This is a genomic window from Shewanella hanedai, from assembly GCF_007197645.1.
Lineage (GTDB): Bacteria > Pseudomonadota > Gammaproteobacteria > Enterobacterales > Shewanellaceae > Shewanella > Shewanella hanedai.
Genome location: NZ_VKGK01000015.1, coordinates 75,639 through 91,269, shown reverse-complemented (window position 1 = coordinate 91,269; position 15,631 = coordinate 75,639). Strand labels below are relative to the sequence as shown.

Here is a 15,631-nt window from a genome sequence, read left to right as displayed (position 1 = left end):
GAAAAAAATAGACCACAACACGGATAAATCACGGGTGAATCAAGGTTGTAGAGCAGATGCAATGATGGCATATACTGATTGACTTAGCTTATTTAATCAAAAAAGTGGGATTTTAATAAAAATCTATAAAACAATTCTGAAAGTATTGATATACTTCCCCCCGAATTTTAGAACGTAACTCCAATTAGAGTAGAAAAATGACTGATTTATCAAAGTACAGAAACATTGGTATCTTTGCTCACGTTGACGCGGGCAAGACCACCACAACAGAGCGTATTCTTAAACTTACCGGTAAGATCCATAAAATCGGTGAAGTTCATGATGGTGAATCTACAACAGATTTCATGGAACAGGAAGCTGAGCGCGGTATTACCATTCAGTCTGCTGCTGTAAGTTGTTTCTGGAAAGAGCACCGTTTTAACGTTATTGACACCCCTGGCCACGTTGACTTCACAGTTGAAGTATATCGTTCGCTTAAAGTGCTTGACGGTGGCATCGGTGTATTCTGTGGTTCAGGTGGTGTTGAGCCACAATCAGAGACTAACTGGCGTTACGCGAACGACTCAGAAGTAGCTCGTATCATCTTCGTTAACAAGCTAGACCGTATGGGTGCTGACTTCTTACGTGTTGTTAAGCAAACTAAAGACGTACTAGCTGCTAACCCACTTGTTATGGTTCTTCCTATCGGTATCGAAGACGAGTTCTGTGGTGTTGTTGACCTACTATCTCGTAAAGCATACGTGTGGGATGAAACTGGCGAAGCTGAAAACTACGAAGTTAAAGATGTCCCAGAGGACATGGTTGAACTAGTTGAAGAATACCGTGAAATGCTAATCGAAACTGCTCTTGAGCAAGACGATGATCTACTAGAAGCATACATGGAAGGCGAAGAGCCATCTATCGACGAAATCAAGCGTTGTATCCGTAAGGGTACTCGTACAATGGAAGTTTTCCCAACATACTGTGGTTCTGCATTTAAGAACAAAGGTATGCAACTTCTTCTTGATGCTGTTGTTGATTACCTACCTAACCCAGTTGAAGTTGATCCACAGCCTCTTACTGATGAAGATGGTGTTGAAAACGGCGAGTTCGCAATCGTTTCAGTTGATGCTCCACTAAAAGCACTAGCATTCAAAATCATGGATGACCGTTTTGGTGCACTAACCTTCGTACGTATTTACTCAGGTAAATTGAACAAAGGTGACACCATCCTTAACTCGTTCACAGGTAAAACTGAGCGTGTTGGTCGTATGGTTGAGATGCAAGCTGATGAGCGTAACGAGCTAGACTACGCACAAGCAGGCGACATTATCGCTATCGTTGGTATGAAGAACGTGCAAACTGGTCACACTTTATGTGATGTTAAGCACCCTTGTACTCTAGAAGCAATGGTATTCCCTGAGCCAGTTATCTCTATCTCTGTTACACCGAAAGATAAAGGTGGATCTGAGAAGATGGGTATCGCTATCGGTAAGATGATCGCTGAAGATCCATCATTCCGTGTAGAAACTGACATCGATTCAGGCGAAACAATTCTTAAAGGTATGGGTGAACTTCACCTAGACATTAAGGTTGATATCCTTAAGCGTACTTACGGTGTTGATCTTATCGTTGGTGAGCCACAAGTTGCATACCGTGAAACTATCACTAAGTTAGTTGAAGATAGCTACACGCATAAGAAGCAATCTGGTGGTTCAGGACAGTTTGGTAAGATTGATTACGTTATCAAGCCAGGTGAAGCAAACACTGGTTTCGTATTCACCTCTAAAGTTGTTGGTGGTAACGTTCCTAAGGAATTCTGGCCTGCAGTTGAGAAAGGTTTCAAGAGCTTGATGGATACAGGTACCCTTGCTGGTTTCCCTGTACTTGACGTTGAATTTGAACTTCTTGATGGTGCTTTCCACGCAGTTGACTCGTCAGCTATCGCGTTCGAAATCGCTGCTAAAGGCGCTTTCCGTCAGTCAATTCCAAAGGCTGATCCTAAGCTTCTTGAGCCTATCATGAACGTTGACGTATTCAGCCCAGATGATAACGTTGGTGATGTAATTGGTGACCTTAACCGTCGTCGTGGCATGATCAAAGATCAATCTGCTGGTGTTACTGGTGTTCGTATCAAGGCTGACGTACCGTTATCAGAAATGTTCGGTTACATCGGTTCACTACGTACAATGACATCTGGTCGTGGTCAATTCTCTATGGAATTTGCTCACTACAGCCTTTGTCCTAACAGTGTTTCTGAAAAAGTTATCGCTCAAGTTAAAGAGAGAAAAGCAGCAGAAGCAGCAGCTAAGAAGTAATATTCTTCTTAACTAAGCATTTGTACTCGCTTTTAAACCCCGCTGATGAAAATCAGCGGGGTTTTTATTTATGTTAAACATAATTTATAGGCAATGATCAATGAACCATAGTTCGGCCAATTCTGTCATTATCTTTGATTTCGAGACCACAGGTTTATCACCTAACCAAGGCGATCGTGCCATTGAGATTGGTGCAGTAAAATTACTAAACGGTGTTGTCGTTGACACATTTCAAGAACTGATGAATCCTGGATTTAACGTGAGTAGTTTTATCGAGAATTACACAGGGATCAGTAATGCAATGCTCTACTCTGCTCCAAGCTGCGCAGAAGTCATGAACAGATTTGCAGATTTTATTGGTGATGATAATCTAGTTGCGCATAATGCATCGTTTGATAAACGCTTTCTCGAAGCTGAATTCGCATTAATTAACCGTAAATACAAAGGTCAGTTTGCCTGTTCTATGCTGATTGCCAGACGACTCTATCAAGAAGCGCCAAATCATAAACTGGGTGGATTGGTTGAGTTCAAACAGATTGAAAACGACGGGACATTTCACAGAGCTTTAGCTGACTCAGAGATGACCGCTAAACTCTGGCTTAAGATGCTTGAAGATATGCATGATAGCTATTCTATTGCGGATCCAAGCTTTAAATTAATGCAGCAAATATCACAAAAAACTAAGTCAGGCGTAAAAGATTTTTTAGACAGTCTTTAATATCGCGTTTTACCTACCTGACTACAGCCTTGATACCCACTCTTAGAATTAAATACCTAGCTCATTAAGAAGGTCATCTGCATCATCTGAACTATCTGCTTTAGATGCTGCTTTTGTCCGAGATGAAGCTTCTTGCCCACCACCTTTAGAACTGTGTTGCTCCAAAAGCTCATCAGGATCAAAATCACCAGCCTTCTCATCAAACTCATTTAACTGAATAAATTCAGTTTTATCCATAGCGAATTCAAGATAGAAAATATGATTATTGTGGGTTCTAAACGACACTCTACGTGCAACAGCGTCATCTAGATTTGTATCTACAGAGATCATCAACTGCTTGTTAATCGTCAACATCTTTGGCTGACTCTGGTTAATCGACGTTTGCAGCTGTTTGCTCACTTTACTAATGAAGTCACCCAAAATCTGATTCATCAATTCACCCATGATGTCTCCAACTTCATCTGAAGTATGTGAAATAGCCAGTTCCTCTTCCGGCATCCCCATATGAGTCATGTAACCTCGATATACTTCAAGCGCTGCTTCGGCGGAGAAATTGATGACAACTAGACCTGAAAACCCGCCATCAAAAATAGAGAAACACCCTAAATCAGGCTTTAAACAAGTTCGCGTTATGCTCTGTACCATCGCTGCATGGGATACTTGGCTATCAGTAGTTTGCGACAAAACGGTGACTACCGAGCCGCATAACTTCATTAAAATATCGTCTGAGTTAACTATTTTAGGTGTTTTATCCATGCTCAAAACCAAAATGAAATAATAGTTAATTCTGCGCGTAAATGTGAAATAAATCAAAGTGAAAGAAACAACTTTAACCAGTTAAGTAACAAATAATAATAAATTCGACTGCAAGATACTGAAAAACATAATATTAACAGATTGATTATTTTCACTTTTACAGATGAGTAAGTGAATACACTGATGATTTACTGGAAACTTTAGCCTATTTATTGTTTAAATATGCATAGAGTGAGTTAGATCTAGGTTTTGGATATAAGTTTGTAAAAATCGTGTTATATCATTCAATTAATGATTCTAGCAGCGTATATTTCACACTATCATTATCCAGTTTTAACAGAGAGTTCTATGATATCTGTATTGCGTCGATTCACCATACTTCAGCGATTGTTCTTAATGCTTATCCTTGCCGCTATTGGCACCTTATTCTTCGCAAGTTTCTCCATTAATGAACAACGTAATAACTTGATAAAGCAAAAATGGGTTCAAATTGACGCACAACTGTCAACGGTACTCAGTGTGATTGACGCACATAGGAATCAAGTTAATCAAGGCAGAATCACTCTCGATGAAGCAAAAAATGAAGCTGCCAAACTGGTCAGTGAAATACGTTTCGGTAATGATGGCTACTTTATTCTAATCAATGACGATAACACCATCATCTCACATGGCAGCTCACCCCATCAGATTGGAGAAAGTGGCGATACAATTCGCGCATTAGATAGAAAGCTCTCCCTTTTAGACATGGCACAAGAAGCCAGATCCGAGAATATCTCTAAACAACAATTCATCACCAACAATTCCAAAAGTGGCGTAAGTGAAGAGAAACTAGTCGAGGCCAGATATTATCCCGCATGGAAGTGGACATTAATCACTGGCTCTTACATGAGTGATATTAACGAAGCGACCTATGATGTCATGCTTAACTATCTCATTATTATGATATTGATATCAGCGCCTATTTTTGCGTTTTTCTTAATACTAAACCACTCGATCAGTTCTCCTCTAAAACAAGCCATCGCAGCAATGAAAGATATTGCACAGGGTCAAGGCGATCTCACTAAGCGCCTCCCGACCGAGGGAAAAGATGAAGTCGTTGAGCTGGCGATCGCCTTTAACCTCTTTGTTGAAAAAATTAATAACATGGTGGCTCACCTTAAACCACTGGGTAACAGCTTAAACCAAGATGCCAATCAGTTACTGACTGCCGTTGAGGAATCTAACGCCTGTGTTGAGCATCTCCATCAAGAGACCAGTAGTGTTGCAACGGCCATCAATGAGATGCTATCCACCACCCATGAGATGGCAAACAACACCCAACAAGCTGCAGATGCCGCTAACGGCGTTCAGCATCAAGCTGAACAAAGTCAAACCTTGATGGCGAATACCTTAGGTAACGCTGAAAATCTAGTCATCGAATTGAAAAATACAGAGTCGGTCACTCAAAACCTAGCCCATTCATCAGATCAAATAGGCAGTATTTTGGATGTAATACGTGGTATTGCAGATCAAACCAATCTGTTAGCACTTAATGCAGCCATAGAAGCCGCAAGAGCTGGCGTCCATGGTCGTGGTTTTGCTGTCGTGGCTGATGAGGTACGGGCCTTGGCAACCAGAACACAGGAATCAACCAGTCAGATACAAAAAATCATTTCAGAGATCCAATCTGGTGTCACTTGTGTCATGAGTAACAACAACGACACTCAAAAGAGATCAATACAACTACAAAATCAAGCTAGAGAGGTAAGTGATTCACTCAACGATATTTTATCTCTCGTTGCCCATATCAGTGATATGAATACGCAACTTGCCAGTGCTACAGAGGAGCAATCCTTAGTGACAGAAGAGATTAATCGCAATGTCTGTAGCATCACCGAACTCACAGAGGTCACCGTTAAAGCGAATGACAGCAATAAAAGCGCTGCAATCTCTTTGCAAGATTTAAGTAAAGACACCGCTTTAACTTTATCCCAGTTTAAGGTCTGACTCTCAATCAGCAAAACACATTCACGATATAAAGTATTGGTATAAGCTAAGGGGGCTATTCGCTCCCTTTTTAGTTACTGAAATTATGTTAATATGCTGGAATATATTCTTAACACTACATTTAGGTGAATTATAACCATGTCAAGAATGACTCTTGCCGTTCATTCTCAACTTTATAGCATTCACAGCTTTAGCCCTGATGCTGAGATCCCCCCTGCCGTATTTACTCAAGAGATGTTTTTTGTCAGTAAAACAAAAGATGAACTGTCAGTCGTTGTGCCTGCGGAACTCAAATTAAACAGCATTGAAGAGGAAAGTAATTGGCGCTGCCTTGAAGTCGTTGGCCCCTTGGGCTTCTCCATGACAGGAATTCTCTCCAGTGTCTCAGGCGCATTAGCGATAGCAGATATTAGTATTTTTGCGATTTCAACTTTCGACACTGACTATATTCTCGTCAAAAAAGACAAGTTAACAGAAGCCATCACGGCATTGAAAAAGAAACAGTTCCAAATCACTGAATATTGATTTAGTGCCTATCAAATGAGTTTAATTTATGTATGAGAAATCGGTCACAATCACCTCTAAGCACGGTATACACACCCGTCCAGCAGCTTTACTTGTAAAAGAAGCGAAAAAGTATGATTGTGATGTACTCGTTGAGTGTAACGGGAAACAAGCCAGTGCTAAAAGCCTATTTAAACTGCAAACTTTAGGCCTTTACCATGGCGTAACAGTGAAGGTCTTTGCTGAAGGTCCACAAGCTGAATTAGCAGTAAAAAATGTATCCGAGCTCATCATTACCTTGAGTTAATCACATTAGGAACACTTAATTTACGTATTCAACTAATAGGGAATTAGTATGTCGACTCCGGGGATAGTGGTTTCATCAGGGATCGCATTTGGTCACTCAAGAATACTGAAGCAACATGATCGCGAATTAGACTATCGCGTTCTTCCCCTAGCGGAAGTCGAGTCTGAACAAACCAAACTAAAAGATGCAATAGCGCAATTTGTTCAGTTATTAAGTGTTGGATTAAGCAAACTCGAGCCAGATAGCGAGCATTACCTTTTAATCGAAGCCGATATCCTCTTTCTTGAAGATGAGGAGTTACTCACACAACTTCTCAATACTATCCGTGAACAACAGTTTGCAGCTTGCGTTGCGGTTGAACGGGTCTTTGCTCAACAAGTTAACTTGCTAAATGCAATGGAAGATCCCTATTTAGCCAACAGAGCACAAGATGTAAACTGCCTCCGCAATCGTTTAATCGCTGCCATTCATGGTTCAATCAGCCACGATCTTGAAAATGTCACCAAGCCTACTATTTTACTGGCTAAAGATTTAACTCCAGCAGAGTTCGCACTCCTTCCTTTAGACAAGATTGTAGGTATCGTGCTCAAGACTGGCGGCTTAACCAGCCACACCGCCATTTTAGCCCGCAGTGCTGGGATCCCCGCACTGCTTAGCTGTGACTTTGACGATTCATTGCAAAATAATCAAGTGATGGTCATTGATGCACTATCAGGTTGTTTGCACGTTGAACCCAACACACACGATCTTGAAACCTTAGAACGCTTAAAAGCAGATGACCAGCTACGCAAACAGCAACTACAAAAATTTAAGCACCTGCCTGCTACCACCCGTGACAATGTCATCATTCCTTTATTGGCGAACGTGGGTAGTCTGAGTGAGTTTAGCTTACTCTCTGATGTGGGTGCAGATGGAATAGGCCTGTTTCGCACCGAATTTATGCTAATGAATGTCAGTGTCATGCCAACGGAGAATACGCAATATGGTCTCTATTGTGATGCCCTTCAGTTACTCGACGGTAAAACACTTACCATCCGAACCTTGGATATAGGTGCGGATAAAGAAGTGCCCTGCTTAACCTTGCCAACTGAAGATAATCCAGCATTAGGCGTACGTGGGACTCGTTATTTTTTAGCACATCCTCAACTACTAAAAACTCAGTTAAGAGCGATACTGCGCGCCGCCAATCACGGCAAAATTAGGTTGATGTTTCCCATGATTAACCAAGTCGAAGAACTCGATTGCCTATTTGATCTCATTGAAGAATGTAAGCGTGAACTCGACAATGAAGAACGTGGTTTCGGAGAGTTGGATTATGGCATTGTAGTTGAGACTCCAGCTGCAGTGATGAACTTAGCCTCCATGCTACCTAGATTACACTTTATCAGTATTGGGACTAATGACTTGACTCAATATGCGATGGCAGCGGATAGAACCAATCCCAGTTTAACGAAGGCATATCCCTCTTTGTCACCTGCAATACTGAAACTGATCATGATGACAATCGCTGAATCAAAGCAGCATGGCGTGCCGGTTTCAGTCTGTGGCGAGCTTGCCAGTAATCCTAAGGTGGCCCCTATTTTAATAGGAATGGGGATCGATGAACTCAGTGTTAACGTTAACTCGCTACTCGAGCTAAAATCCTCGTTTTGTAGTCAAGATTTATCGACCTATAAAAAATGGGCACAAGATGTGCTGCGATTACAGCGTATAGAAGAGTTGAATCATTACATATCGCACTGTTCCTAACTCAGATTATTCAGTATGCTACACAGAGATTGGCATCATAAGAATGAAAAATATATGTGTACTAGGGGAATATAAATGGGATTTTTAAGCCGAATTAGACGATTAATGTCAGGACAAACCAATCCCATTGGCGGAATTGAAGTGTTTGCCCCGGTATCCGGCGAGCTCGTTGCGATAGAAAAGGTACCTGATGTCGTGTTTGCCGAAAAAATTGTGGGTGATGGTTTGGCCATTAACCCGAAAGGCAACCAAATCCTCGCCCCCATAGACGGTACGATTGGAAAAATATTTGAAACAAATCATGCCTTCAGCATTGAATCACACCAAGGACTAGAGCTTTTTGTTCATTTTGGTGTCGGCACGGTAGAACTTAGGGGCAATGGCTTTAAACGCCTTGCCGAAGAGGGGCAGACCGTCAATAAGGGCGATCCGATCCTAGAATTCGATTTAGCCTACCTTAAAGAGCATGCGGAAAGCCTACTCACACCGGTTGTGTTAGCGAATATGGAAGACGTTAAATCGTTGAACAAATCACATGGCTATGTTGAAGCAGGTAAAGATGTCATATTTACCGTTGATCTCTAATCCGACTCATTTCACGATTAGTGTAAACAGCCAATCCTCTCAAGTTAATGGCTTCTTATCTTGAGACATATCTAGGGTAATGACACAATATCCTCAGAAAGCGAACGACAATAACTAACACACATAAAAAATATATATAATCAGCAATGGAGAAATCATCTTGACTCTTTTCGGAATCAAAAATTGTGATACTGTCAAAAAAGCACGCAAATGGACCGAAGCAAACGATCTTAATATTCCTTTCCATGATTTTCGTGTTGATGGGCTCACCAAAGAACAGATTGAAACTTGGGCTGGTGCCATAGGTTGGGAAACCTTATTTAACAAGCGTAGCACCAGTTTTAGAAACCTTAGTGATGATGACAAAGCAGGAATAGACCAAGCTAAAGCCGTTGAGCTAATGTTGACTCACCCAACACTGATAAAAAGACCCGTATTAGCCACAGATGGCAAAGTTCTTGTTGGCTTTAAAGAAGCTGAGTATAAAGCGTGGTTCAAGCTATGAGCCAAGATGTCTTAACTCTTGCACAAGATCTCATCTCCCGCCCTTCAGTCACTCCGCTTGATGAAGGCTGTCAAACCTTAATGGCTGAGAGGCTCGCCGCTCAAGGTTTTGACATCGAGCCTATGGTCTTTGAAGACACCACCAACATGTGGGCACGTCGAGGTAAAGAGGGGCCACTTTTTTGTTTTGCAGGACACACAGATGTGGTACCTGTAGGTGATCTTAATCGCTGGCATACACCGCCATTCGATCCTGTGGTTATCGATGGATATCTGCACGGACGCGGCGCAGCAGACATGAAAGGTTCTTTAGCCGCGATGGTGGTGGCGACTGAGCGATTTGTCGAGAAACACCCTGATCATAACGGTTCTATCGCCTTTCTCATCACCAGTGACGAAGAGGGGCCTTTTATCAACGGCACTACTCGTGTCATCGATACCTTAGAAGCCCGAAACGAGAAGATCACTTGGTCACTTGTTGGAGAGCCTTCATCGACCCATAAGTTGGGTGATATCGTCAAGAACGGTCGTCGTGGCAGCCTAACAGGTAACCTCACTGTCAATGGCGTGCAAGGACATGTCGCCTACCCTCACCTTGCTGACAATCCCATTCATAAAGCTGCGCCAGTACTTGATGAATTAGCACGGATGAAGTGGGACAATGGTAATGAGTTTTTTCCACCCACCAGCTTTCAAATAGCCAACATCAATGGTGGAACAGGCGCCTCAAACGTCATTCCAGGCGCCCTTGAAGTGATGTTCAACTTCCGTTATTCCACTGAAGTGACAGCTGAAATTCTTATCCAACGTGTGCTCAATATCTTAGATGCTCACGGACTTGATTACGAAATAAACTGGATCTATAACGGCCTTCCTTTTCTCACCGGTGATGGCCCCTTGCTTGACGCCACTCGCGCAGCTATTAAGCAAGTCACAGGCACAGATACCGACCCACAAACCACTGGGGGCACATCAGATGGTCGCTTTATTGCGCCAACGGGGGCTCATGTTATCGAACTTGGTCCCGTCAATGCGACGATACACAAGGTCAATGAATGTGTGAAAGTGTCTGATCTTGAGTTGCTTGCTCAGTGTTATGAAGTTATTTTGGAAAAACTACTTTGCTAATCGATAGCGCTGCGATCTATGGTCTTGAGAGTTCACACCTGGTGGATTATCAAGGCCATAAACTTGAACAAGACACAGCAAAAGCATTAACGGCCATGACACAAGCAGCTAAACTGCACGGGATAGATATTGCAGTTTGCTCGGCTCACCGAAGTTTTGATAAACAACTGCAGATCTGGAATGGCAAAGCACTGGGTAAACGTACGCTATTGGATATTAATTCAAAACCCGTGTCGATAACCGATAAAAGCGAGCAAGAGCTGATCGACTTAATCCTTTTATGGTCTGCGCTTCCAGGAACCTCGCGGCATCACTGGGGCACTGATGTGGATCTTTATGATGCTAATGCTATTACACGCAGTGAATTGGCATTAATCTCTGCTGAATATGAAGAGCAAGGCCCCTGCGCACGCCTGCACACTTGGCTTGTTCAACACAGTCATGAATTTGGTTTCTACTTTCCGTTTCAACTCGGTCTAAGCGGTGTCAGTCCTGAACCTTGGCACTTAAGTTATTTTCCTGTCGCCAATAAACTTCTCAGCGCGTTTAAGCTAGGAAAAATAGAATCTGTGTTGCACAATGCCGACATTGAACTTAAAAGTGAGTTGATGGCTAGACTTCCTCATATCGTGAACGAATATGTGCTCAGAGTAGCACCGAGCCCTGACCCTGTTTAGGGCCCTACAACAATGTTAAATTTTGATTAAGATATCTTACAGCAGGCAATATGAACTTTATCTCCAATAGAAAAACATTAACGATAGATAACAAAACATTAAGTTATATTGATATCGGTACAGGCCCAGCGCTTCTTTTTGGTCACAGCTACCTGTGGGACGCCAAGATGTGGGCACCTCAAATCGAAATGTTAAGCCAACACTATCGCTGTATTGTGCCAGACCTTTGGGGACATGGTGATTCAGAGTCCCTACCAGAAGCGTGTCATTCATTGCAGGATATCGCAGAACATATGCTGTATCTGATGGATCACCTCGCCATCGAAGAGTTTTCTGTTGTCGGTTTATCTGTTGGCGGAATGTGGGGAGCTGAATTAGCATTAAAAGCCCCTGAGCGCGTTAAGACCTTGGTGATGTTGGGATGTTTTGTGGGTTTCGAACCTGAAGTCGCACGCGCTAAGTATTACACCATGCTTGATATCATCAAGAATACTCAAACCGTACCGGATGGTTTAATTGAGCAAATAGCACCGCTGTTTTTTGCTAACGAAACTGAAACGAACACACCTGAACTGTTTAATGGCTTTAAACAAGCTTTAAGGGACATTAAGCCTGAGCAAATAGACACTATCTGTCGCTTAGGCAAGATAATTTTTGGCAGGCGCGACACATTAGAAGAGATTGAAGGGTTAACAGCCTCTTGTTTAATTATGACTGGCGTCGAAGATAAAGTACGTCCTGTGCTTGAAGGTTATCTAATGCATGATGCAATCAGAGGCAGTGAGTTTATTCATATTCCTCAAGCAGGCCATATTTCAACACTGGAACAAGCTGAATTTGTCAATAATCAGCTCACGCTATTTCTAAACAAACACTACGCTTGATCGTTTGATTTTTATACCTTTTTAGCACTCAACATGCAGGGAGTCCAACTCCTGTATGTTGACATCCAACTTTGTTCTAAGCCTATTTATCATCAACCCAACCACCAATGCGTTACATCAGCAACCAAAGCTCAACGTAAAACACACCTAAAAAACCTATCGATAACAAATATGCTTAATCATTAATTAATATTAATTGTGTATATTACTGAATAGACCAGATACCCTAGATTTAGGTGATAGTATTCACTTGAATTTAATCAGATACCTACCCTAATTATATATTTTTGAGAATCATGAAAATACTAAAACCACTTTTTGAAAACAATCGTCGTTGGGCAAAACGTATCGTACAAGAGAAGCCTGATTTTTTTGAACAGCTGGCGACACAGCAAAATCCGGAGTACCTATGGATCGGCTGTTCAGATAGTCGTGTTCCCTCAAACCAAATCATTGATCTTATGCCTGGTGAAGTGTTCGTTCACCGAAATATCGCCAACATGGTGATACACACTGATCTTAACTGTTTGTCAGTACTCCAATATGCTGTTGAAGTGCTTAAAGTAAAACATATTATGGTCGTTGGTCATTATGGCTGTGGTGGCGTCAAGGCAGCGATGGGGAAAGAACGACTCGGTTTAATCGACAACTGGCTCGGCCATATCAGAGACATTCACCGCCTGCACAGTACCGAACTGAATCAACTCGATGGGAAAGAAAAGTTTGATCGTCTTTGCGAACTGAACGTCATTGAGCAAGTGGGCAACGTCAGTAGCACTAATATCGTGCAAGACGCGTGGTCACGAGGCCAAAATGTGTCCGTTCACGGCTGGATATACGGTATCGACAATGGCCTATTATCCGATCTGAATGTGACCGTCGACAACGATAAATTTAGAGCAGAATAATTTTCCCTAAAATACGGTTAAATTAGACATTCAGTTTCAAACAACCGTTACTGCTATTTTAGTGTTCTCACAGCCTTTAAATACTGATGATTTAAGGGCTGCTGATAACATTGTGCTATTTGATCGCTTTTCTCGTAAAAAATATTGATAAATATCGCAGTTTACCCGCCAACCCAGTTATAATCTCTCGCAATTACACTTTTTCTCCCGTAAAAAACAGCACACAAGAAGGAAATTTACATGCCCGGCTTTGAATTATTTGGCCCTGAAGAGAAGCAAGAAGTTGCAGATGTATTGGAGAACGGTTTTACCTTTCGCTATAACTTCGATCATATGCGTAATGATCGCTGGAAAACTCGAGAGATGGAGCAACTACTTTGCCAAAAGATGAATGTAAAACATGCTCATCTTCTTTCTAGTGGTACTGCCGCACTGCAAACCGCTTTGGCTGCAGCTGGTATAGGCGCAGGCGATGAGGTCATCGTGCCTCCTTTTACGTTTGTCGCCTCAGTTGAAGCAGTATTTATGGCAGGCGCTATTCCCATTTTTGCTGAAATAGACGAGACATTATGCTTGTCACCTGAAGGCATTGAAGCTGCCATCACACCGCGTACCAAAGCTGTTAACTTGGTCCACATGTGTGGTTCTATGGGTAAACTGGATGAAATTAAAGCGGTTTGTGAGAAACACGATCTTGTCCTAATTGAAGATGCTTGTCAGGCCATTGGCGGCACATATAAAGGCCAAGCTCTTGGTACTATCGGTGATGTGGGCTGTTATTCATTTGATTCAGTAAAAACCATCACCTGTGGTGAAGGTGGTGCTGTGATCACGAACAGTGACACCATCTACAAAAATTCCCACATGTTCTCAGATCATGGTCATGACCATGTCGGTAACGACCGTGGTGCTGAAGATCACCCAATCATGGGTTTGAACTTCCGTATCTCTGAAATGAACTCCGCCATGGGTCTTGCTCAGCTACGTAAACTCGATACCATTATCGACATTCAGCGTAAGAATAAAAACACCATCAAACGTGCTATCGCCGATATTCAAGACATCACTTTCCGTGAACTTCCCGATATTGAAGGTGATTCAGCTGGTTTCTTAACGTTTATGATGCCAACAGAAGCTCGCACCATTGAGATCAATAAAAAGTTAGCTGAAAACGGCGTCGATGGCTGCTTTTACTGGTATGTGAACAACTGGCACTACCTAAGTAACTGGAAGCATATTCAAGAGCTTAAGTCTTGCTCTGCCCTGCCGATCACATTAATTGAAGATCGTCCTGATTATACTCAAGTCTCTGTGCCAAAGTCTGATGCAATTATGAGCCGCACTATCTCTATGTTGATCAAACTCTCTTGGACTGAAGATGAGATCGCACAACGTATCGAAAACATCAAACGTGCTTTCGCTTAAGCTACATACTTCTATTGCGCCTTACATTTAGGCGCAATGTCACTTCTTACAGTAAAAATCTCAACGGAGAATGTTGAATGAGTTTTAAAAATTTCAAATGCGTCCCTAAAATGATTTTTGGTCGCGGTTCATTTATTGAACTCGATACCGTATTAAATGAAGAACGTAAAGAAACAGATGATTTCGTTGTATTTCTTGTTGATGATGTCCATCAAAATAAGCCATTAGCTGAGCGCGTACCGGTAAAATCTCATGATCTTCTTATTTACGTTAACGTCGATGATGAACCTACGACTCAACAAGTTGATGCGTTAACGGAACAAGTACAAGCCTTCGCTGGTAAGCTTCCTGTTAGTGTGATTGGTCTCGGCGGTGGTTCAACACTTGATTTAGCAAAAGCCGTGTCGCTAATGCTAACCAATCCGGGCGGTAGCGCGATGTACCAAGGTTGGGATCTGATTAAGAACCCAGCTATTCATCACATCGGTATCCCTACGGTTTCGGGCACAGGCGCAGAAGCTTCTCGTACAGCGGTACTTTGCGGCCCAGTACGTAAGTTAGGTCTTAACTCTGACTACACGGTTTTTGACCAGATCATCATGGATTCAGAGTTGATTGCTGGTGTTCCTACCGACCAATGGTTCTACACTGGTATGGATTGCTTTATCCACTGTGTTGAGTCACTTGAAGGGACTTACCTCAATGAATTTGCTAAAGCCTTTGCTGAAAAATCAATGGATCTTTGCCGTGAAGTCTTCATCGAAGATCATATCGAAAAAGATGACAAGTTGATGATGGCATCCTACATGGGTGGCATGAGCATCGCCTATAGCCAAGTTGGTGCCTGCCATGCAGTCTCTTACGGTTTAGGTTACGTGCTGGGTTATCACCACGGAATTGGTAATTGTTTAGCGTTTGATGTTCTTGAAGAGTTCTATCCTCAGGGCGTAGCTGAATTTCGTGAAATGAAAGCCAAACACAACATCGTGCTTCCAAAGGGGATCTGTAAAGACCTTCCCGATGAGACTATCGCGAAGATGGTTGCCGTGACTAAGAGCATGGGCCCGCTTTGGGATAACGTCTATGGTGAAGGTTGGGAAGAAAAAGTCACTGATGAGATGTTAACTGGCCTATTCCGCCGCATCTAATTACAGCTTATAATAAGGGACTCAAACTGAGTCCCTTTTCTATTAGTAAATATAG

Annotated in this window: 15 protein-coding genes; 14 read left to right on the top strand and 1 reads right to left on the bottom strand. The window is 42.3% G+C overall.

Annotated elements, in window-relative coordinates:
• Positions 1-197 precede the first annotated feature (197 nt).
• Both fusA and FN961_RS13380 read left to right on the top strand, forming a co-directional pair.
• Positions 198-2,297 (top strand): elongation factor G, encoded by a 2,100-nt coding sequence (fusA, locus tag FN961_RS13385; protein WP_144040679.1) that lies wholly within the window; start codon positions 198-200, stop codon positions 2,295-2,297.
• A gap of 100 nt (positions 2,298-2,397) precedes the next feature.
• The gene (locus FN961_RS13380; protein ID WP_144040678.1) at positions 2,398-3,015 is read left to right on the top strand and encodes a 3'-5' exonuclease; all 618 of its coding nucleotides are present in this window, start codon (positions 2,398-2,400) and stop codon (positions 3,013-3,015) included.
• Positions 3,016-3,063: 48 nt separating this feature from the next.
• Here FN961_RS13380 and FN961_RS13375 read toward each other — a convergent pair whose 3' ends face one another.
• A complete protein-coding gene (locus tag FN961_RS13375) occupies positions 3,064-3,771 on the bottom strand; it encodes a DUF3334 family protein (RefSeq protein WP_144040677.1) in 708 nt (235 codons plus the stop codon).
• Between the two features lie 348 nt (positions 3,772-4,119).
• Between FN961_RS13375 and FN961_RS13370 the strand changes: the two genes are divergently transcribed.
• The 12 genes from FN961_RS13370 to kdnB all read left to right on the top strand — a co-directional run bounded on the left by FN961_RS13370 (position 4,120) and on the right by kdnB (position 15,576).
• Positions 4,120-5,757, top strand: coding sequence for a methyl-accepting chemotaxis protein (locus FN961_RS13370; RefSeq protein ID WP_144040676.1), 1,638 nt, complete (start codon positions 4,120-4,122; stop codon positions 5,755-5,757).
• A gap of 138 nt (positions 5,758-5,895) precedes the next feature.
• Positions 5,896-6,282, top strand: coding sequence for an ACT domain-containing protein (locus FN961_RS13365; RefSeq protein ID WP_144040675.1), 387 nt, complete (start codon positions 5,896-5,898; stop codon positions 6,280-6,282).
• Between the two features lie 28 nt (positions 6,283-6,310).
• Positions 6,311-6,568, top strand: coding sequence for an HPr family phosphocarrier protein (locus tag FN961_RS13360; RefSeq protein WP_144040674.1), 258 nt, complete (start codon positions 6,311-6,313; stop codon positions 6,566-6,568).
• Between the two features lie 48 nt (positions 6,569-6,616).
• Complete coding sequence (gene ptsP / locus FN961_RS13355; RefSeq protein ID WP_144040673.1) at positions 6,617-8,317, top strand: phosphoenolpyruvate--protein phosphotransferase; 1,701 nt, start codon at positions 6,617-6,619, stop codon at positions 8,315-8,317.
• Between the two features lie 75 nt (positions 8,318-8,392).
• Positions 8,393-8,902 (top strand): PTS glucose transporter subunit IIA, encoded by a 510-nt coding sequence (gene crr, locus FN961_RS13350; protein WP_144040672.1) that lies wholly within the window; start codon positions 8,393-8,395, stop codon positions 8,900-8,902.
• 160 nt (positions 8,903-9,062) lie between these two features.
• Entirely contained in the window at positions 9,063-9,407 is a 345-nt protein-coding gene (locus tag FN961_RS13345) for an ArsC family reductase (protein WP_144040671.1), read from the top strand.
• The gene (gene dapE / locus FN961_RS13340; RefSeq protein WP_144040670.1) at positions 9,404-10,534 is read left to right on the top strand and encodes a succinyl-diaminopimelate desuccinylase; all 1,131 of its coding nucleotides are present in this window, start codon (positions 9,404-9,406) and stop codon (positions 10,532-10,534) included. Before FN961_RS13345 ends, dapE begins: the two co-directional genes overlap by 4 nt.
• Positions 10,528-11,211, top strand: a complete 684-nt coding sequence (locus FN961_RS13335; protein ID WP_144040669.1) for a M15 family metallopeptidase — start codon at positions 10,528-10,530, stop codon at positions 11,209-11,211. The genes dapE and FN961_RS13335 overlap by 7 nt, the downstream gene beginning before the upstream one ends.
• Before the next feature lie 50 nt (positions 11,212-11,261).
• On the top strand, positions 11,262-12,095 hold the full coding sequence (locus FN961_RS13330; RefSeq protein ID WP_144040668.1) for an alpha/beta fold hydrolase: 834 nt from the start codon (positions 11,262-11,264) through the stop codon (positions 12,093-12,095).
• Positions 12,096-12,391: 296 nt separating this feature from the next.
• Positions 12,392-13,003 (top strand): carbonate dehydratase, encoded by a 612-nt coding sequence (can, locus tag FN961_RS13325; protein WP_144040667.1) that lies wholly within the window; start codon positions 12,392-12,394, stop codon positions 13,001-13,003.
• Between the two features lie 240 nt (positions 13,004-13,243).
• A complete protein-coding gene (gene kdnA, locus FN961_RS13320) occupies positions 13,244-14,428 on the top strand; it encodes an 8-amino-3,8-dideoxy-alpha-D-manno-octulosonate transaminase KdnA (protein WP_144040666.1) in 1,185 nt (394 codons plus the stop codon).
• 77 nt (positions 14,429-14,505) lie between these two features.
• Positions 14,506-15,576 carry a 3-deoxy-alpha-D-manno-octulosonate 8-oxidase KdnB gene (gene kdnB, locus FN961_RS13315; RefSeq protein ID WP_144040665.1) on the top strand — a complete coding sequence of 357 codons (1,071 nt, stop codon included), beginning with the start codon at positions 14,506-14,508 and terminating at the stop codon, positions 15,574-15,576.
• Positions 15,577-15,631: the final 55 nt, after the last annotated feature.